At 66.0% G+C, this 18,263-nt stretch carries 14 protein-coding genes; 6 read left to right on the top strand and 8 right to left on the bottom strand.

Annotated elements, in window-relative coordinates; translation table 11 throughout:
* Positions 1–17: 17 nt before the first annotated feature.
* From KF730_RS07300 to KF730_RS07275, 6 genes are read left to right on the top strand one after another with little or no spacing between them, the layout of a single operon-like run.
* On the top strand, positions 18–506 hold the full coding sequence (locus KF730_RS07300; protein ID WP_294093417.1) for a nuclear transport factor 2 family protein: 489 nt from the start codon (positions 18–20) through the stop codon (positions 504–506).
* The gene (locus KF730_RS07295) at positions 503–814 is read left to right on the top strand and encodes a DUF3088 family protein (RefSeq protein WP_294093415.1); all 312 of its coding nucleotides are present in this window, start codon (positions 503–505) and stop codon (positions 812–814) included. The genes KF730_RS07300 and KF730_RS07295 overlap by 4 nt, the downstream gene beginning before the upstream one ends.
* Positions 811–2,667 (top strand): biotin carboxylase N-terminal domain-containing protein, encoded by a 1,857-nt coding sequence (locus KF730_RS07290; RefSeq protein WP_294093413.1) that lies wholly within the window; start codon positions 811–813, stop codon positions 2,665–2,667. The genes KF730_RS07295 and KF730_RS07290 overlap by 4 nt, the downstream gene beginning before the upstream one ends.
* Positions 2,664–3,125 carry a GNAT family N-acetyltransferase gene (locus KF730_RS07285; RefSeq protein ID WP_294093411.1) on the top strand — a complete coding sequence of 154 codons (462 nt, stop codon included), beginning with the start codon at positions 2,664–2,666 and terminating at the stop codon, positions 3,123–3,125. Before KF730_RS07290 ends, KF730_RS07285 begins: the two co-directional genes overlap by 4 nt.
* Positions 3,126–3,127: 2 nt before the next feature.
* On the top strand, positions 3,128–3,580 hold the full coding sequence (locus KF730_RS07280) for a MaoC family dehydratase (RefSeq protein ID WP_294093409.1): 453 nt from the start codon (positions 3,128–3,130) through the stop codon (positions 3,578–3,580).
* Between the two features lie 16 nt (positions 3,581–3,596).
* Positions 3,597–4,802, top strand: coding sequence for an NAD(P)/FAD-dependent oxidoreductase (locus KF730_RS07275; protein WP_294093407.1), 1,206 nt, complete (start codon positions 3,597–3,599; stop codon positions 4,800–4,802).
* Here the strand turns inward: KF730_RS07275 and KF730_RS07270 are convergent.
* The 8 genes from KF730_RS07270 to KF730_RS07235 all read right to left on the bottom strand — a co-directional run bounded on the left by KF730_RS07270 (position 4,799) and on the right by KF730_RS07235 (position 18,184).
* On the bottom strand, positions 4,799–6,265 hold the full coding sequence (locus tag KF730_RS07270) for an NAD(P)/FAD-dependent oxidoreductase (RefSeq protein ID WP_294093405.1): 1,467 nt from the start codon (positions 6,263–6,265) through the stop codon (positions 4,799–4,801). The genes KF730_RS07275 and KF730_RS07270 overlap by 4 nt on opposite strands.
* Positions 6,266–6,320: 55 nt before the next feature.
* A complete protein-coding gene (locus KF730_RS07265) occupies positions 6,321–10,526 on the bottom strand; it encodes a translocation/assembly module TamB domain-containing protein (protein WP_294093403.1) in 4,206 nt (1,401 codons plus the stop codon).
* Complete coding sequence (locus tag KF730_RS07260; protein WP_294093401.1) at positions 10,526–12,673, bottom strand: BamA/TamA family outer membrane protein; 2,148 nt, start codon at positions 12,671–12,673, stop codon at positions 10,526–10,528. Before KF730_RS07260 ends, KF730_RS07265 begins: the two co-directional genes overlap by 1 nt.
* A 52-nt stretch (positions 12,674–12,725) precedes the next feature.
* The gene (locus KF730_RS07255; RefSeq protein WP_294093399.1) at positions 12,726–14,777 is read right to left on the bottom strand and encodes a malate synthase G; all 2,052 of its coding nucleotides are present in this window, start codon (positions 14,775–14,777) and stop codon (positions 12,726–12,728) included.
* 76 nt (positions 14,778–14,853) lie between these two features.
* A complete protein-coding gene (locus tag KF730_RS07250) occupies positions 14,854–15,303 on the bottom strand; it encodes a MarR family transcriptional regulator (protein ID WP_294093397.1) in 450 nt (149 codons plus the stop codon).
* A gap of 419 nt (positions 15,304–15,722) precedes the next feature.
* Complete coding sequence (locus KF730_RS07245; RefSeq protein WP_294093395.1) at positions 15,723–17,129, bottom strand: coniferyl aldehyde dehydrogenase; 1,407 nt, start codon at positions 17,127–17,129, stop codon at positions 15,723–15,725.
* Between the two features lie 10 nt (positions 17,130–17,139).
* Complete coding sequence (locus KF730_RS07240) at positions 17,140–17,931, bottom strand: A24 family peptidase (RefSeq protein ID WP_294093393.1); 792 nt, start codon at positions 17,929–17,931, stop codon at positions 17,140–17,142.
* The gene (locus KF730_RS07235; RefSeq protein WP_294093391.1) at positions 17,924–18,184 is read right to left on the bottom strand and encodes a hypothetical protein; all 261 of its coding nucleotides are present in this window, start codon (positions 18,182–18,184) and stop codon (positions 17,924–17,926) included. Before KF730_RS07235 ends, KF730_RS07240 begins: the two co-directional genes overlap by 8 nt.
* Positions 18,185–18,263 lie beyond the last annotated feature (79 nt).

The raw sequence follows: 18,263 nt of genomic DNA, 5'->3' as shown, positions 1-18,263 counted from the left end.
CCAGTCAGGGAAATATCATGCGCCTCCTGTTTCTCGCCGCCGCGTTACTCGCCCCCCTTCCCGCGCTGGCGCAGGCGAAGTCGAGCGACAAGCTGCCGCCGGCCAATCCGCTCCCCTATCAGGACGGCGACGCCGCCGCGGTGCTGGCCCCGATAAACGCGTTCTTCGGGGCGGTCGAACGCGGCGATGCTGCAGAAATGCTGCGGCAGGTGCAAGCCACCGGCAGGCTGTCTGCGCTCGGCGACACGCAGAACCCACGTTATCTCAGCTGGGCCGAATTCGCCGAACGCGTGCGGCCCGACAATATCTTTCAGGAGCGCATTACCAACCCCGCGATCGAAGTCGATGGCAACATCGCCATGGTCTGGGCGCCCTATGTCGTCCGCGTCGCCGGCAAGGTCAGCAATTGCGGGATCGACCATTTCGATCTGGTCCGCGAGGACGGGGCCTGGAAGATCCTCAACCTCACCTTCTCCACCCGCACTACGGGGTGCCCGGCGCAGTGAACGGGCGGGATCGCCTCTATTTGCTCGAAAGCGAATTCTCGGACGAGGGGCTTCCGGGCCGCAGCTTCTATTGCAAGGACTGCATCACCGTCGAGGGTCTGCTCGCCGCCTTCCCTGCCAGCGCAGCGCGGCTGGAAGTGATCCGCCAGCCCTATCCCCGCCCCCGCGCCGAGATCGTCGAGCTTCTCGGCGAAGCGAACCAGAACCTCCCCTGCCTCGTTCTGGCCGAGGGCGGGTTCGTCAACGAAATCGAAACGCTGCTCGCCGCGCTCCACACCCGCCACGGCTTTCCGGAACGTCATCCATGATCCAGTCCCTCCTCATCGCCAATCGCGGCGAAATAGCGTGCCGCATCATCCGCACCGCGCGAGCAATGGGTATCCGCACCGTCGCGGTCTATTCGGACGCAGACGTCAACGCGCTGCACGCCCGCTCGGCGGATGAAGCGGTGCATATCGGCCCGTCGGCGGCGCGCGAATCCTATCTGGTGGGCGAGCGGATCATCGCCGCAGCGAAATCCTCCGGTGCCGCAGCAATTCACCCGGGCTACGGCTTCCTGTCCGAGAATGCCGACTTCGCCCAGGCAGTCGCCGATGCCGGGCTGATCTGGGTCGGCCCCAAGCCCGAGAGCATCCGCGCGATGGGACTTAAGGATGCAGCAAAGGAGCGGATGATCGCCGCCGGCGTGCCGGTCACCCCCGGTTATCTCGGCGAGGATCAATCGCCGGAACGCCTGCAATCCGAAGCCGACGCCATGGGCTATCCGGTGCTGATCAAGGCCGTCGCAGGCGGTGGCGGCAAGGGCATGCGCAAGGTCGATGCTGCGCAGCAATTCCAGGAAATGCTGCAATCGTGCCAGCGAGAAGCGGCCAGCTCCTTCGGCGACGATCGCGTCCTGATCGAGAAGTACATCCTCTCGCCCCGTCACATCGAAGTACAGGTGTTCGGCGACACCCATGGCAACGTCGTCCACCTCTTCGAGCGCGACTGCTCGCTCCAGCGCCGCCACCAGAAGGTGATCGAGGAAGCGCCCGCGCCCGGCATGGACGCTGCGACCCGCGAAGCGATCTGTGCTGCGGCGGTGCGTGCAGCAAAGGCTGTCGATTATGTCGGCGCCGGCACGATCGAGTTCATCGCCGATGCCAGCGAAGGCCTGCGCGCCGACCGCATCTGGTTCATGGAAATGAACACGCGTTTGCAGGTCGAGCACCCCGTGACCGAAGAGATCACCGGCGTCGATCTCGTCGAATGGCAATTGCGCGTCGCGTCGGGGGAATCGATCCCGCTCAAGCAGGAGGAACTCGGCATCAACGGCTGGGCGATGGAGGCGCGGCTCTATGCCGAGAACCCGGCCACCGGCTTCCTGCCCTCGACCGGCCCGCTCGAGCATCTTCGCTTGCCCGAATATGCCCGCATCGAAACCGGGGTGGAGGAAGGCGGCGCGGTCTCGCCCTTCTACGATCCGATGATCGCCAAGATCGTCGTGCATGACGAAACCCGCGAGGGCGCGATCGAGGAATTGTGGGAAGCCACCACCGATGTCGAGGTCTGGCCGGTCCGCACCAATGCCGGCTTCCTCGCGCGCCTGTGCGAGGACCCGGATTTCCGCTCGGGCAATGTCGATACCGGCCTGATCGGCCGCCGCGGCGAAGAACTCACCGAAGTCCCGCCGCCCGACGACGAGCATCTCCGCATGGCCGCCGCCGCGCTCACCTCGCGCCCAGCCACCGGCGTCTGGGACCTTGTCGGCGGCATCCGCGCCAACGCCGCGCCCCGCAGCGAAGCGCGGATCATCGACGATTCCGGCCATGTCTACACGGTCACCGATCTCGCTCCCGATGAAGGCGAGCCGCAGGACGAAGTCGTCGGCTTCATCCTCGGTGAAGGCCGCAGCTACCGCCTGCATGCGCCGCGCGGCAGTGGTGCCGGCGCGCTCGGCGACGGCAGCCTTCTCGCGCCGATGCCGGGCCGCGTCACTGCGGTCGATGTCGCGGCGGGCGATGCGGTCGCAAAGGGCCAGCGCCTCGTCACATTGGAGGCGATGAAGATGGAACATGGCATGACCGCGCCGTTCGACGGCGTGGTCGCCGAACTCACTGTCGAAGCAGGCGCGCAGGTGACAGAAGGCACGCTGCTGGTGAAGATCGAGAAGGCCGAATGAAGCTGGCGATGCGCGAAGCCACGCGCGACGACCTCCCCGCGATCCTCCATCTCATCTGGGACGACGAGACGGCGCGCCACCGCGAGGACCCGAGCGAGCCGCTCGACCCGCGCTACATCGCCGCGTTCGAAGCGATCGATGCGGACCCCAACCAGCATCTCATCGCCGCCGAACTGGACGACCGGCTGGTCGGCACGCTGCAATTGAGTTTCATCCCCGGCCTCTCCTTTCGCGGCAGCTGGCGCGGGCTGATCGAAGCGGTCCGCATCGCCGCCGATCTGCGCGGCCAGCGCCTCGGCGAGCAGATGATCCTCTGGGCCGTCGAGCAATGCCGCGCGCGCGACTGCAAGATGGTCCAGCTCACCTCCACCGCGACGCGCACCGCAGCGCACCGCTTTTACGCCCGGCTCGGTTTCGTGCAGAGCCATGTCGGCATGAAGCTTCATTTGAGGGACTGACGATGGCCGGACGCTTTTACGACGAGTGGCAGATCGGCGACCGTGTCGAGCACGAATTGCGCCGCACGGTCACCGAGACCGACAACCTGCTATTCTCCACCCTCACCCACAACACCCAGCCGCTCCACATCGACGCGGAAGCGGCCAAGGCCAGCGAGTTCGGCCGGATCCTGGTCAACGGCACCTTCACGTTCAGCCTGATGGTCGGCATCACCGTCGGCGACACCACTGCCGGCACGCTGGTCGCCAATCTCGGCTACGACAAGCTGGTCATGCCCAAGCCGGTCTTCATCGGCGACACGCTGCGCGCTTCTTCCGAAGTCACCGAACTCCGACCCAGCAAGTCGCGCCCCGGCCAGGGCATCGTCACCTGGCGGCACCAGATGCACAATCAGCGCGGCGAACTCGTCTGCGAATGCCTGCGCTCGGCGTTGCTGCGGAGCCGCGCGGCCTGACGGGCGTTGGGCGGCGATGCACGACGTGGAAATCGCGGTCATTGGTGGCGGCGCGGCGGGAATCTCCGCCGCGCGGACGCTTGCCGATGCCGGCAGATCGGTGTTGTTGATCGAAGGCAGCGACCGCCTCGGCGGGCGCGCGCATACCGTGTCGGTCGGCGGCCTGCCGCTCGATCTCGGCGCCGGATGGCTCCATTCCGCGCAGCATAATCCGTGGGTCGCGATCGCCGAGGCAAGCGGCTTCACCGTCGATCGCACTCTGCCGCGCTGGCGCGAGCAATGGCGCGAACTCGGTTTCTCGCGCGCCGATCAGCAGGCGGCACGCCAGGCGTTCGAGGATTTCGACCAACGCCTCCGCACCGTCGAAACCGATTGCGCCGCCGACGCGCTGATCCCCGGCGGCGAATGGAATCCCTATCTCGAAGCGCTGAGCGGCTTCATCAACAGCGCTGGCTGGCCCTCCGTATCGGTCGCCGACTACCTCGCCTATATGGACGCCGCGACCGACACAGACTGGCGTGTCGAGCAAGGTTATGGCGCCATGATCGCAGCACATGCCGCGCGACTACCGGTGGCGTTCTCCACTCCGGTTACCGCCATCGACCGCTCAGGCACTCGTCTTCGCCTCGACACCCCGCGCGGCACGATCGCCGCCGAGGCCGCTATCGTCACCATCTCCACCAATGTCCTGTCCAGCGGTGCCATCACCCTCCCCGGCCATGACGCGATTCTCCACGCCGCCAGCCAGCTTCCATTAGGGCTCGCCGACAAGCTCTTCCTCGCGTTGGACGATGCGGACGAAATCCCCGCCAATGCCCATCTGCTCGGCAATCCGCGCGCGGCCAAGACCGGCAGCTACACGCTTCGTCCCTTCGGCCGCCCCGTGATCGAAGTCATGTATGGCGGCGAAGGCGCGGCCGAGATGGAGCGGCGCGGGCTGGACGGCGCAGCCGCCTTCGCGATCGACGAACTCACCACGCTGATGGGCAGCGCGTGGCGCGGCAAACTCCGCCTTCTCGCCGGTTCCTGCTGGGGTCGCACCGATCACATTCTCGGCGGTTACAGTCATGCGCTTCCGGGCCATACCGGCGCGCGAAAGACGCTGACGATACCGATCGACGAACGCATCCGCTTCGCCGGCGAGGCTTGCTCCGAAACCGAATTCTCCACCGCACATGGCGCCCGCAAGACCGGCGTCGCAGCGGCGCAGGCGCTGCTCTAGGCCGCCTTCGACCTCGCCGGTTCGGGATTGGAGAACTCCATCTCCTGATCGATCCCGCCATATTTCAGCGCCATGATGTCGCGGGTGTAATTCTGGTTGAGCCGCCATGGCTTGCGCGTGCCCTGACGCGGCAGCTGGTCGATCGCACGCTGGACATAGCCGGAAGTGAAATCCAGAAACGGCGTCGGCTCGACCGTGCCTTCCATGCGCGGCGTCACCTGGCGCATCCCGCGCTTCTTCATCGCGTTGAGCAGCCGCGTGACATAGCCCGCGGTCAGATCCGATTTCAGCGTCCAGCTGGCATTGGTGTAGCCGAACGAGAGCGCCATGTTCGGCACGTCGGAGAGCATCATGCCCTTGTACATGGTGTGATCGGCCCAGACGACCGGCTTGCCATCCACCGCAAACGGCACCCCGCTCATCAGCTGAATTTGCAGGCCGGTGGCGGTCACCACAAGATCGGCCTCCAGCAGCTTGCCGGAGGTCAACTTGATCCCCTCGGGCACAAAGCGCTCGATGGTGTCGGTGACGATCTCGGCATTGCCCGCCTTCAGCGCCGCGAACAGGTCGGAATCCGGCACCAGGCATACGCGCTGGTCCCACGGATTATATTTGGGGGTGAAATGGGTGGCGACGTCATAGTCGGGACCCAGCTCGTCGCGGACCATGCCGATGATCCGCTCCTTGGCCTTTTCCGGCCTGTTGCGGGCGATGCGGAAGAAGAGCTGCTGCAACAGCACCTTCTTCCAGCGGGTGAAGCCATAGGCGATCTTGCCGGGCAGCACCCGCCGCATCCAGTTCGCCAGCCGATCCTCGGATGGCATCGAGACGATATAGGTCGGCGATCGCTGCAGCATCGTCACGTGCGCCGCCTGCTTCGCCATTTCGGGTACCAGGGTCACCGCCGTCGCACCGCTGCCGATCACGACGACTCGCTTGCCGGCATAATCGATATCGCTCGTCCAGAATTGCGGATGGACGATCCGCCCCTTGAAGTCCGCCGTGCCGGCAAACTCGGGAGTGAAACCCTGCGCGTAATTATAATAGCCGGTGCACATGAACAGGAAAGCGCAGGTGAAGCGCACTTCCTCGCCGCCGCGATTGGCGGTCACTGTCCATAGCGCATCGGCGGTCGACCATTCGGCCGAGGTCAGCCGGTGACCATAGCGGATATGCTTGTCGATGCCGTATTCGCGCACCGTCTCGTCGAGATAGGATAGGATCGACGGGCCATCGGCGATCGCCTTTGCCCGGGTCCACGGCTTGAACGAGAAACCGAGCGTGTACATGTCGCTGTCCGAGCGGATGCCGGGATAGCGGAACAGATCCCAGGTGCCGCCCAGCCGTTCGCGGCCTTCGAGCACGACATAGCTGCGATCGGGGGAATTGGCCTGCAGATGATAGGCCGCACCCACGCCGGAAATGCCCGCGCCCACCACCACCACGTCGAAATGCTCGGTCATAGCCCCTCCCGCTCGCCCCCTTGCTTACACAAGGGTAAGTAGCGAGGCCAGTCCCCTAATAATCCTTCGAATAACGCACCGCCACGCTCGATCCGCCGAACGACCCGGTCTGCGACAGGATCGACAGCGCCCGGCTCAGCGATATCTCCAGTTGGGTCGCGGTGAACCCACGCGCGTCGGTGATGATCTCGATATAGATATTGTTGGTGATGTACTTGCCCGCCGCCAGCGCGGTGCCGCGTCCGCTGGCATCGTCGGCACCGAGGATGCGCAGCCGGTCGATGCCGGTGGCTGACTTCAGCTTGCCCAGCGGATTGAGCCCGCCGCCCGATCCGCGCAGCGAATTCAGCGCGGCAGCGAGCTGGATCGCCTCGGTCGCCGAGAGATTGGTGACGTTGGTCCCGAAGAACAGCCGCGACAGCACTTCCTCCTGCGGCAGGCTCGGCGTCGAGGTGAAGGTGATGCGCGGCTGCTGCGCGGTGCCGCTGACGTTGAGGATCGCGGTCACGCCCTCGGCGGTGGTGCTCGCCGAGATATCGATCGTCGGATTGGAGTATTTGCCGCCGGCGAAGCGGATCGTGCCGCGGCTGATGTCGAAGCGGCGACTGGCGAAGCTGTAGGTGCCGCGCACGATCTCCATCGTTCCGCGCACGTCGGGATCGGCCGAGGTTCCGCCTATCACGATATTCGCCCGCCACTCGGATTCGAGACCCATGCCCGATACGTTGAGCTGGTTGTCGGCCCGGATCCGCAGCGCGAGATCGAACACGCCGGTAAAGCCCGGTGGTTTCGGCGCCGGCCCCGGACCGAATTGCGCGATCTGGCTCTTGCGGCGGATGCCGGTCAGTTCGGCGACCTCGGCCGCGCCTTGACGGATGATCTCGTAATTCGCCTGCGGGATGTCCAGACGTCCCTCGATCTTGGCGACGCCGGGGGCCTTGGTCAGGGTGATCTTGCCGGTCGCCGTCGCCCCCAGCGAGTCGCTGCGGGCCAGCCGTGCATTGTTGAGATCGGCGGTCAGCGTGATCGGATAATCCGCCGCCTGCGACAGCCCGACCTTGCCGCTGGCGCTCACCGTCCCCTCGCCCGCCGTCGCGGTCAGCGAATTGAGCAGGAACTCGTCGTTCGAGAAGCGCCCGTCGATCTTCATATTGGTCAGCTTGGTGCCGAAGGTCTCATTCTCATAGGTCAGTGCATTGGCGCGGACGACGCCGTTGAGCATCGGCTCGTGCACCCGGCCGGAAAAGTCGGCGGCGATCCCGATCGGCCCGTCGAGATGCTGATCGGTCAAGCCGACCAGCGAGAAGGGCACTGCCGCCGGGCCATTGTAGCGGATGCCACCCCCCAGTGGCGCGGCGAGCAGCCGGGTCGTCCACGATCCCGCCTCGGGTCCAAGCGGATTGAGCGTCGCCACCAGCCGCCCGATCGTCGCCCCGCCGCGCTTGACGAGCGCCCGCAGGTCGCCGCCTTCGGGCAGAAGCTTGCCGACCAGGCTGATGTCCACCGGCGTCGAGACGCTGGCGAGCCCGGTGCGGGTGAAGTTCTGGAGTTCGATCCGCATGTCCGCGCTGGGAAAGGCGCTTGGCGTCGGCTGCGCGAAATCGAGGCTGCCGCTCGCCGCGCCGTCGATCCCGATGCCCGGCACCAGCAGGTTGAGCAGCGCGAGATCGAGGCTGTCGAGCCGCGCGCGCAGCACCAAGCCATTGCCATAGCTGCCCGCCAGCCGCGCGCTGCCCTTGTCGAAGTCGATCCTGGCGGGGGCGAGGGTATAGGTGCCGCCGCGAATATCGATCCGCGCAGGCTCGACGGTCTTGAAATTGACCTTGCTCGCCTGCCCCTGCAGCGCCACGAGCCATTGATCGGGTGACATGCGGGCGTTGGCGCCGATCCGGAACGGCACGCCCGACGATCCAGCCGCGAACGCCTGCGCGGTGCCGTTGCCGCCCCGATAGTCGATCTTCACCCGGCCGGTCTTGATCGTCGCCGTCTCGCCGTAGCGCAGATTCGCGACCTGGGCGTCGGCGACGATCTCGGTGGTATCGGCCAGCACCACGCTGGCGGTGACGATCGCGCGGCCGATGCTAAGCTTGGCATCACCGGGGATGACCGCGCTGAGTGCCTTGGCATCGACATCGGCGCGCTGGAACTTGCCTTGCGCGGAGAGATTGGCGGTTCCGGTCACGCCCGACCCGTTGAAACTCAGCTGCCCGGCAAAGGGACCCGCAGCGGTCTGGGTGAGCTGCCCGGCGATATCCATCCCCGCGAATCGCGCTTTCTGGATATCGATCGCCAGTTGCCGGCCGGTACGCACCAGCACATCGGCGCTGAACGGCCCATAATCGGTGCCACCGGTAGCGCTCACCGCATAGGCATCGCCGCGCCCGCGTACCCGCGCGACGAGATCGACAAGCCCCACGCCCAGTCCCGGCTTCGCCGCGCGCAGCAATATCTCGGGCGCGTTGAGCGTACCGGTCACCCGCGCCGTCATCGGGCCATAGGCGTTCGACATGGCGTCCATATCGAGCAGGATCGGTCCCGCCGGATCGTATCGCCCCGATCCGCGCGTGATCCGGAATTCGGGCGCGCGCATCTTGACGTCGGTGATCGTCACCACGCCCTTTGGATCGAGTGACAGCCGCGCCGATGCCACGGCGTTACCGCCCAGAAACTCACGCGCGCCATCGCTGAAGATGCGCCGCGTCTCGCCGGCGATCTGCCCGCGAATGCCCCAGCCGCCGCCGGGCGCCGCGAACAATTCGGCATCGGTGCGCAGATTGACCACGCCGACGCCGTCGATCTGATAGTCGTTCACCCGGCCCTTGAGCGCGCCGGTATAGCGCCCGGTGCTCATGTCAGCGGCGATGATCGCGGTCGCGTCGATGCGGTCGGACTTTAGCTTGAGATTGTCCGAGAGGATCTGGCTGCCCGAGATCGCCAGATCGCCATTAAGGGTGAGATTGGTCACCAATCCGCCCGCCGCGGCATTGAGCCCGGTCACCCGCGCCGCCCTGGCGCGCACCGGGACCAGGACGCGGTCCGCGTCGACGCGTGCCCGGCCCTCGGCATAGAGCCGCTCGACCCCGGTCTCACCGAACGCCAGCAAGGCGGCCGAGATCTTGTAATCGACCACCGGCGCGTTGAACGGTCCGTCGAGCGCGAGGCCGACCCGCACCGATCGCCCGCGCAGATTGGGCGCGATCGCCCCCGGCGTCAGCAGCATCGCATCGATATCGAGATTGCCGAAGCGGTTCTGCCCGAGATCGACGATCCCCTTCGCCTCCACCGCCAGCGCTTGCGAGCGCAGCTTGACGATCCCGTCGGCGGCGCGGTTCGCCCATTTGAAATCCATGTCCACATCGAGCTGGGGCGCCGCCAGCCGCTCGACCGGTCCCTTCATGTACAGACCCGGATTGGTCTGCCCGCGCACCTGAAAGCGCCCGTCCTTCGCGGTGATCGCCAGATCGGCAAGCTGCTGCCCGCCCAGCGTGCCCAAGGCCTTGCCCTGCCAACTCGCCCAATCGCCCTTGCCATCGACGCTCAGCGCCAGCGGTGCGTCGAGTCCGGCCAGCCCCGCGATCAATCCGTTGGCCGGGCCGTCGACCGTCAGCCCAAGATCGAAGCGATTCCTGTCGGGCACCGCGTCCAGTCGCAGCTTGACGGTATCGCCGCCGGCGAGACCCGGCACCGCCACCGTGCCACCATCGGCAACGATCTGGGCCCGCCCGTCGGCGAGATGCGCGCTCCCGGCCAGCCGCGCGACATAGCGCTGCCCGGCAACCGCCGGCGCGATATCGATCCGCGCCACATCGAGCTTGGCGATATCGATATCCAGATCGGGCAGCAGTGGCGCATTGGGATCGCCCGATGGCTTGAGCGCCGGCAGCCGCGCCAGCTTGATCTCCGGACTGGTCAGGCTGCGCACATCGATATGGTTGCGCAGATACGAGAATGGCCGCCAATCGACCCGCATCTCCTGCGCACTCGCAAACACACCCTGCGGATCGCGCACTTCCACGCCGCGCAGCACCATCGCTCCATACAGCGATCCTTCGATCCGCTGCACCCGGAAGTTCAGCCCTGAAGCCAGCGTCAGCTGGTTGATCTGGCGCACCACGAAATCGCGCCCCGGCTGGGTGTTGATCAGCAACACCGCCGCGACCAACAACAGCGCCAGCGCGGCGAGACCCGCCGCCACCCACATCACGATCCGCCGCCACAAGGGCTTGCGGACGACAATGACTTCAGGCGCGTCCTCGGCCATCAGAACGCCTGGCCGATCGAGATGTACAAGGCGATCTTGGACTCGCCCTTCTGGCGGTTGATCGGCGTTGCGACATCGACGCGGAGCGGACCGAAATTGGTATATAGCCGCCCGCCGATGCCCGCGCCGAAGCGCATCTTCTGCGCGGTCGGGTAGATGCCTTCATAGACCTGGCCGGCATCGATGAACGGCACGATACCGTAATCGCCGAAACGGTAGCGCGCCTCGATCGCGAACTCGTTGAAGCTGCGCCCGCCGACCGGCTTGCCGTCGGGGGAGCGCGGCCCAAGCTCCTGATAGCCGAACCCGCGCACCGAACCGCCGCCGCCGGCATAATAGCGCCGCGACGGCGGCAGGTCGTCGCGGGCGATGCCCGGGATCGAACCGACCCGCGCCCTCGCCGCCACGACGATGCTGCTCGAAACCGGCTGGTAGTAAGTCCCTTCCAGCATCAGCCGCGCATAGGGCCGCGCCGCGCCGCGCACCGAGGTTTCGGGGCTGACATTGGCCTTGATCCGATAGCCGCGCGTCGGATTGAGCAGATTGTCCGAGCGGTCATAGCCGACAAACCCGGGCAAGGCCGCGATCAGATAGGTGCCCCGGTCGCGTGCGCCGCGGTTGAAATTATAGCGGTCCTCGTTCGAACCGACGACTTCCGCGCCATAGAAATAGGTCCAGCGCTTCTGCCAGATCGGCGTCGATTCGCGCGACCAGCGCACCGATAGCGTGCCGGTGTACGATTCATATGCCTGGTAGTCGCTATGGTTGGCCGATGCCTGGATCTGGAAGGTGCGGTCGCGCTGCCCGGCATTCGAGCGGCGGAAGGTCACCGAAGCGCCCTGCTCCTGCGTGCCGATCACGCCACTGGCGATCAGCGCGCCTTCGGGCGGGAACAGGTTGCGATGCGTCCAGCTGCCCTGAAGGCGGATACCCTGCCCGGTCGAATAGCCCGCCTCGCCGGCAAGGGTGCGCGGCGGCCCCGCGGCTTGCCGGACAAGGACATTGACCACCTCGGTGCCGTCCGGGCCCGGCTCGCCGGTCCGCACCGGCTCGACCGAGACGGTCGAGAACAGGCTGGTCGCGATCAGCGCGTCGCGCAGATCGTCGGTGGCGCGCACATCATACAGCGCACCGGGCTTGTAGCGGCGGAGGAGGTTGATGTGCTCCGCGCTCAGCGCCTGGTGCCGCCCTTGCGTCACGACATCGCCGAACACCGCGCGCGGGCCGAGCGTTACCGGCAGCGTGTAATCGCCGGTATACACGTCCTCATCGAGCAATATGTCACGCTGACCGACCTTGACGAAGGGATAGCCCTGCTGCGGCAGGCGCAGGCTGACGTTCGCCTCGGCGCCCTGCACGCGGTCGGCCTCGATCGGATCGCCGGGATTGAGGTTGAGCTCGCGCTCGATCAGTCCCGCCGGCACGGTCGGATCGGCCACGACCTTGACCGTCGCCAACCGGTAGATCGTGCCGGGGCTGGCAGTCACGGTGGCGACGACATTGCCTGAATTCTTGGGCACCTGCTCGACGGTCGAGATCGCGGTGCCGTCATAATAGCCGAGCGACTGCATCAGCCGCACCGCCAGCTTCTCGTCCTCACGCGCCCGCGCCGCGACCATCGCCGCATTGGCCGCCTTGCCGTCGCCCTGTTCCAGCGCCGACAGGGCCTTGAAACGATCGTCGAGACCGATCTCGTTCATCCCCTCCAGCACCGTCTTGTAGCGAATCGTCACCGCCTTGGTGTCCGCGGCCTTGATCTCGGCCGCCGGCTCGACCTTGAAGTCGGCCAGCGCCGGCAACGGCTGCTGGAATTCGGGATCCTCGGCCGAGGCATCCTCGAAGCTCTCCCTTACGTCCGCCTTGACCTCGGCGGCCTGCTGGCCTTGCGTTTGGACGGGCGCAAAGCCTTCGATCGATTCCAGCGGCGCGTTGATATCGTCGCTCAGCGCGGGGATCGCGGCGTCGAATTCCTTGTCGGGGACTATCGGCACTACCGCCGCGTCGGCCTGCGGCGGTGGCGCCTTGGGCTTATCGGCAGGCGCGCCTTGGCCCGGCTTGGGATCCGCGATCTGCGCCCATGCCACGCCCGGCACGAACGCCGTCCCCGCCAATGCGGCGAGCCAAACCGCCTTTACCCCTTTACGCAACCGTCGTTCCTCCGGAGGCGGCACCGTTCCGACTCTCACGCAAGCGTAACGATCAAGTTCCGCTTTGGCTCCCGGCAAGCGCCTTCGCTTCGGCGCGAAAACGGTGCAACAGGGGCTCGGTATAGCCATTAGGCTGGGCAAGTCCCTCGAAAATCAGCGCCCGCGCCGCCGTGAAGGCGAGCCCTCCGGGGTTATCCGCCATCGGCCGGTACAGCGGATCGCCGGCATTCTGCGCGTCCACCTTGGCCGCCATCCGCGTCAGCGCCGCATCGACTTCGGCCACGCTCGCCACCTTGTGGAGCAGCCAGTTCGCCAGATGCTGCGACGAGATGCGCAGCGTCGCGCGGTCCTCCATCAGCCCGACGTCGTGGATATCGGGCACCTTGGAACAGCCGACGCCCTGATCGATCCAGCGCACCACATAGCCCAGAATGCCCTGCGCATTATTATCGAGCTCACGCGCGATCTCCTCCGCGCTCCAGTTGCGCCCCGCCGCGATCGGCACGGTCAGCAGCGGCGTCAGCCCGGGGATCGCCTCGCCGGCGATCTCGCGCTGGCGAGCGAACACATCGACCTGATGATAATGCAGCGCGTGCAGGGTCGCGGCGGTCGGCGAAGGCACCCAGGCGGTGTTGGCGCCGCTCATCGGATGCCCGATCTTCTGCTCGAGCATATCGGCCATCCGGTCCGGCGCCGCCCACATCCCCTTGCCGATCTGCGCCTTGCCCGAAAGCCCTGCGGCCAGCCCGATGCGGACGTTGCGGTCCTCATAGGCTTTGATCCACGCCGCGCCCTTGATCTCGCCTTTGGGAATGAACGGACCCGCATGCATCGCGGTGTGGATCTCGTCTCCCGTGCGATCGAGGAAGCCGGTGTTGATGAAGGCGATGCGGTCCTTCACCGCGAAGATGCACGCGGCGAGATTGGCGGATGTCCGCCTTTCCTCGTCCATCACGCCCACCTTGATCGTGTGGGGCGCCATGCCGAGCAGATCCTCGACCGCGTCGAACAGCCGGTCGGTGAAGGCGGCTTCTTCGGGCCCGTGCATCTTCGGCTTGACGATATAGACGCTGCCCGCACGGCTGTTGCGATACTTGCCCAGCCCCTTGAGGTCATACAGCGCGATCGTGCTGGTCAGGATCGCGTCGAGAATCCCCTCGGGCGCCTCGTTTCCGTCCGCGAGCAGCACCGCCGGCGTCGTCATCAGATGACCGACATTGCGCACGAACAGCAAAGACCGGCCAGGCAGCCCATTGCGGTCCGGGTTGAGCCGCCGCGTCAGGGTCTTGCCACCCTTCTCGAAGCTCTCCTCCAGATCGCCTTTCATCAGCCCCAGCCAATTGGCATAGGCCGCGACCTTGTCCTCGGCATCGACCGCCGCGACCGAATCCTCCAGATCGACGATACTCGTCAGCGCCGCTTCGAGCACGACATCGGCGATCCCCGCGGGGTCAACGCGCCCGATCGGATGATCGCGGTCGATCACCACGTGGATGTGCAAACCGTTATGCCGATACAGCCATGGCGAGATCTGCTGCGACGGATCGGCCAGCACCGGCTCGCCCGCCAGATCGGCCCAGCTGCCCTCGGCCAGCGGCACCGCGCGATCCAGAAACGCCTTGGCATAGGCGATCACCTGGCGCCCGCGCTCCGCATCATAGCCGCCCGGCTTGGCCGCCCCCGGCAGGGCATCGGTCCCATAGAGCGCGTCATACAGGCTCCCCCAGCGCGCATTGGCGGCATTGAGCACGAAGCGGGCATTGAGCACCGGCACCACCAATTGCGGCCCCGCCATCGTCGCGATCTCGGCATCGACGTTCGCCGTCCCGATCTCGAACGGCGCCGGCTCGGGCACCAGATACCCAATCTCGCGCAGGAACGCCTCGTCCACCGCCTCGCCCGCCTGATAGCGCGCATCGATCAATGCCTGGAGTTCGTCCCGCCGCGCCAGCAGCACCCGGTTCTCCGGCGCAAACCGCTCGAAGATCGCCGCCACGCCCGCCCAATAGCCCGTCGCATCGATCCCGAGCCCCGGTAATACCTGGTCCTCAACGAAACGCGCGAGCGGTTCGGCGACAGCAAGTCCGGAACGGTCGATAGTCATGGGAACACTCCTCACAGGCAGTTCGGTATCGCCTGGGGAGGGCGCGGATGCGATTAGGCCAAGCGCGCCGTCGGGATCAACCCCGCTCGTCAAATGCTTCGACCGCGGCCTCGATCCGGTGGAGCATCGTCTCCAGCTGGGCCTTCTCGGCATCGCTGAACCCGGCGAAGATCCGCCGCTCGAATTCCAGTGCTTGCGGCGCGATCTGCTCATACAGCGCCCAGCCTTCGCCGGTCAGCGTCAGCAGATGCGAGCGCTGGTCCTCGGGATTGCTCGCCCGCGCGATCAGCCCGCGCTCGGCCAGCGCGATCGCGGCGCGGCTGACCGTCACCTTGTCCATCCGCGTCCGCCCGCACAAAGCCTGCTGGCTCATATTCCCGCCCTCGGCCAGCACCGCGACCAGCCGCCATTCGGGAATGCGCAGCCCGAACATGGCGCGATAGGCTCCCGCCACCGCGTCCGACACGGCATTGGACGCGATCGACAATCGATAAGGCAGGAAATCGTCGAGGATCAGGTTAGACATGACATCACCGTGCGGGGCACAGACAATTGTTGCAACTGACAACGCTGGCCAGTTGCAATTTCTGCAACGATACCGCTATCATTACGCACTTGCACAAAATCCCGCTGCACTGCACAAAGTTCGGGCCTTTCAGGCATCCTCTCCTAAAACTTTCCATGGCCGTCCTTCGGGGCGGCCTTTTTTTTTGCGCGGCGGTCAACGAAATAGCGAAAGCTATTTCGCGGCTTAAGCCGCGCACGGCCGGCGACGCTCCAAGCGCCGACCGACGGCGTGGCTTTGCCACGACGAGTCCTACCTCACCTTCACCCGTCATGCTGAACTCGTTTCAGCATCCAACGCGCCACAAGCACGACCATCGCCCGCGGAGGGTTGGACCCTGAAACAAGTTCAGGGTGACGATGGTGGTCAAGCAAAGCAATTCACTTCATCTGCCGCGCCACCGCCGCCCGCGTTTTCTTCCCATAAGGCGGCTTCAACCCCGCCAGCCCGGCGACATCGATCTTCGGCTGCTTGTAAACACTCTTGGCGTGCGAAAACGTCCGGTAGCCCACCTCGCCATGATAGGCCCCCATCCCTGACGGGCCCACGCCCCCGAACGGCAGCTCCTCCTGGCTGATATGAAAGATCACGTCGTCAATCGTCACGCCGCCGGAGATAGTGCGGTCGAGCACCCGCCGCCGCTCCTCGCCATCGCCGCCGAAATAATAGAGCCCCAGCGGCCGGTCCCGCCGGTTCACTTCCTCGATCGCGCCGTCAAGCGTCTTGTAGGTGCGCACCGGCAGGATCGGACCGAATATCTCCTCCTGCATCACCGTCATGTCGTCGGTAGGATTGCGGACGATGTGCAGCGGCATTTTCCGGGAATTGGTCGCGCTGAAATCCTCGTTCGCGGGATTGACCGTGATCACCTCGGCCCCCCGCGCCCGGGCATCGTCGATCCAGGTGGTCAGCCGCTGGAAGTGCCGGTCGTTGATGATCGCGGTGTAATCGGGGTTGCTGAACAGCGTCGGATACATGGCGGACGCCGCCGCGGTCAGCCCCGCGACCACTTCCGCCTCCTTGTCCTCGGGCACCAGCATGTAATCGGGCGCCAGGCAGATCTGCCCGGCGTTCATCATCTTGCCGAGCGCCACCCGCTCGGTCGCCCGCGCGATATCCGCAGAGCGCCCCAGCACCACCGGCGATTTGCCGCCCAGCTCCAGCGTCACCGGCGTCAGATTATCCGCCGCCGCGTGCAGGATGTGCCGCCCGATCCCCGTCGCCCCGGTGAACAACAGATGGTCGAACGGCAATTCGGCAAACGCCTTGCCGACCTCCGGCCCGCCACTGACGAACGCCAGCTCGTCCTCCGCGAAATACTTGCCCGCCACTTCCTCGAACAATGCCGCCACGCTCGGCGTGAACTCGCTGGTCTTGACCATCGCCCGGTTGCCCGCCGCGAGCACGCCGGCCAGCGGGCTCATCACCAACTGCACCGGGAAATTCCACGGCGCGATGATCCCGACCACGCCCTTTGGCTGCGTCTCGATCCATCCGCGCCCGCCGAGCAGGCCCAGCGGAAACAGCACCGGCTTCTTCTCGGGCTTCATCCACCGTTTGACATGCTTGAGCGCATGCTTGAGCGGTGCCACCGAGGCGGCGATATCGGTGACCATCGACTGATCCCGGCTGCGATGCCCGAAATCCTCGGAAAGCGCGTCGCAGAAGCGCTCCGCATTTTCCGATACCATCGCGATCGCACGCTTCAGCCGGTCGCGCCGCGCCTCCAGCGATACCGGAAGCTCGGCCATGAAGGCGGTCCGCTGACGGTCGAGAATGTCCTGCATCGTTTCCCTCTCACTCCGGCGGCAATGGGACGCTGACCGTGACGATCTGCGCCGGCACCTGGTTCATCATCCAGCACGTCCATGCACCAAGCGCCAGCAACACGCCAAACGGCAACTTGGTAGCTCCGCTCACGCCGCGCCGCGCCAGCCCGATCGCGGCCACGCCTATCAAGCCATAGAAACATGCGAACAGCACCAAAAATGGTAGCGTCATCCAGCCGAACCACAGCCCCAGCGCACCCAGCATCTTGGGGTCGCCACCGCCTAGGCCATGCCGTCCACGCACCGCGCGATACGCCATCGCCACCAGCCACAGCACCGCAAAGCCGGCCACGCCGCCGATCAGCCGCTCGTCCAGCGGCGGCGGAGCCCGAGTCAGCAATCCCTGGGCCAGTCCGCCCAGCGCCAGCGCAAGCGTCAGCGCATTGGGCAACCAGAATGCGGCATAATCCAGCGCGGCCAGCGCGAGCAGCATCCACCCCAGCACCGCGCCGAACGCGCCCGCAATCCCCGGTGCCGCCCAACCGGCCATCACGCCCACCGCGCACCCAAGCAGCTCGATCACTAGATGCGACGGTGCGACCAGCCCCCCGCATCCCCGGCACCGCCCGCGCTGCAGCATATAGCTCAGCACCGGCACCAGCTCCACCGGCACCAGCTTCTTCCCGCACGAATCACATTCGGAACGCCCCTTGGATACGCTCCGCCCCTCCGGCCAGCGGATCACCAATGTCGCGATGAAGCTCCCCAGCACCAGCCCGAGCAGCCCCAGCCCGGCCGGCCAGATCCAAGCCTCAGTCATGCGCGCGCGGCGCCCGCTTGCGGATCAGATAGCGGTACACCCCGAAACAATTGATGCAGAAGAGCACCAGATTCTGCGACCAGAGCGGCGCATCGCCCGAGATCAGCGCCCCGGTGATCCACGCCACGCTGGAGGCAACGAACAGCGCGAAGCCCCATCCCGTCACCCGCCGGCCATTGTCGAGCGACACCATCAGGCACGCCACCACCCCGCTGATCGAGGCGAACCATTTGCAGATATCGACGAAAGTCATGCCGGAACTTCCTGCGGGCTGTGCGGCGCTTTTGCAAACCGCCATGGGAGCGACTAGATCGCGCCCAACCAATCAGAGG

Source organism: Sphingomonas sp. (assembly GCF_019635515.1).
Lineage (GTDB): Bacteria > Pseudomonadota > Alphaproteobacteria > Sphingomonadales > Sphingomonadaceae > Sphingomonas.
This window is presented reverse-complemented; position numbering and strand designations above follow the sequence as displayed.

Excerpts from the sequence above, each read along its gene's own strand:
- KF730_RS07270 (WP_294093405.1), bottom strand. The coding sequence starts at position 6,265 with ATGACCGAGCATTTCGACGTGGTGGTGGTGGGCGCGGGCATTTCCGGC.
- KF730_RS07285 (WP_294093411.1), top strand. The coding sequence starts at position 2,664 with ATGAAGCTGGCGATGCGCGAAGCCACGCGCGACGACCTCCCCGCGATC.
- KF730_RS07240 (WP_294093393.1), bottom strand. The coding sequence starts at position 17,931 with ATGACTGAGGCTTGGATCTGGCCGGCCGGGCTGGGGCTGCTCGGGCTG.
- KF730_RS07250 (WP_294093397.1), bottom strand. The coding sequence starts at position 15,303 with ATGTCTAACCTGATCCTCGACGATTTCCTGCCTTATCGATTGTCGATC.
- KF730_RS07245 (WP_294093395.1), bottom strand. The coding sequence starts at position 17,129 with ATGCAGGACATTCTCGACCGTCAGCGGACCGCCTTCATGGCCGAGCTT.
- KF730_RS07265 (WP_294093403.1), bottom strand. The coding sequence starts at position 10,526 with ATGGCCGAGGACGCGCCTGAAGTCATTGTCGTCCGCAAGCCCTTGTGG.
- KF730_RS07280 (WP_294093409.1), top strand. The coding sequence starts at position 3,128 with ATGGCCGGACGCTTTTACGACGAGTGGCAGATCGGCGACCGTGTCGAG.
- KF730_RS07255 (WP_294093399.1), bottom strand. The coding sequence starts at position 14,777 with ATGACTATCGACCGTTCCGGACTTGCTGTCGCCGAACCGCTCGCGCGT.
- KF730_RS07290 (WP_294093413.1), top strand. The coding sequence starts at position 811 with ATGATCCAGTCCCTCCTCATCGCCAATCGCGGCGAAATAGCGTGCCGC.
- KF730_RS07300 (WP_294093417.1), top strand. The coding sequence starts at position 18 with ATGCGCCTCCTGTTTCTCGCCGCCGCGTTACTCGCCCCCCTTCCCGCG.
- KF730_RS07275 (WP_294093407.1), top strand. The coding sequence starts at position 3,597 with ATGCACGACGTGGAAATCGCGGTCATTGGTGGCGGCGCGGCGGGAATC.
- KF730_RS07235 (WP_294093391.1), bottom strand. The coding sequence starts at position 18,184 with ATGACTTTCGTCGATATCTGCAAATGGTTCGCCTCGATCAGCGGGGTG.